The sequence below is a fragment of the Stenotrophomonas sp. P5_B8 genome, assembly GCF_054049855.1.
The window spans coordinates 1-918 of the sequence record NZ_JBFULO010000766.1 but is presented as its reverse complement, the minus strand read 5'-3'; the positions used below and the strand labels follow the sequence as shown (position 1 = coordinate 918).

2 protein-coding genes are annotated in these 918 nt (G+C 58.9%); both read left to right on the top strand.

Going from position 1 to position 918, the window contains the following annotated elements; translation table 11 throughout:
• Positions 1–468: DNA cytosine methyltransferase (locus tag ACXJKH_RS21325; RefSeq protein WP_457322369.1), on the top strand; the 468-nt coding region annotated here is incomplete at its 5' end.
• Positions 469–470: 2 nt separating this feature from the next.
• Positions 471–917, top strand: coding sequence for a very short patch repair endonuclease (locus tag ACXJKH_RS21320; protein WP_457322367.1), 447 nt, complete (start codon positions 471–473; stop codon positions 915–917).
• Position 918: the final 1 nt, after the last annotated feature.

Genomic DNA, 918 nt, shown 5'->3' with positions numbered 1-918 from the left:
GTGCTGCACAGCCAGGATGGCACCGAGACTGCTGACTCCCCGTACATCGAGGGTACCAAGGGCAAGGTGCTGGACAAGTACACGCTGTCGGACAAGCTTTGGGAGTACCTGCAGAACTACGCCGCGAAGCACCGCGACAAGGGTAATGGCTTCGGCTTCGGGCTGGTTAACAGCGAGAGCACCTGCCGTACGCTTTCGGCCCGTTACTACAAGGATGGCTCGGAGATCCTGATCTCCCAAGGCTTGAAGAAGAATCCCCGCCGACTCACCCCGCGCGAGTGCGCGCGCCTGATGGGGTTCGACGAAAACTTCCGTATTCCGGTTTCGGACACCCGCGCCTACAAGCAGTTTGGCAACTCCGTGGTCGTTCCCGTCATCAGCGAAGTTGCGCGGATCATGGTGCCCTACCTTGTGGAGGACGCGAAGCAGAAGCCGGCCAAAACCGTCAGAAAGAAGGCGAAGGCCTGACATTGGTTGACAGCCTCACTCCCGAGCAGCGATCCGCGCAGATGTCGCGGATCCGAGGCGCGAACACCAAGCTGGAGGTCCTTGTTCGCAAGGGCCTTCATGCGAGAGGCCTGCGCTACCGCTTGGGTGGGGCTGGGCTGCCCGGGCGGCCGGATATTGTTCTACCCAAGTATCGAACAGTCTTGTTTGTCCATGGTTGTTTCTGGCATGGGCATGATTGCCCGCTATACAGGCTGCCCAAGACCCGGCCAGAGTTCTGGCAGGCAAAAATTGACTCAAACAAGTCCCGGGACATCCGGGTTCAGCTCGAGCTTCATGCCAAGGGATGGAACGTCATCGAGTTCTGGGAATGCGCAGTCCGTGGTCAGGAGCAAACCGCGGTTGACCACGCACTGGATCAACTCGCCCACTCAATTACTCAAGCGTCAATAATCCGTCACCCTACCTGAC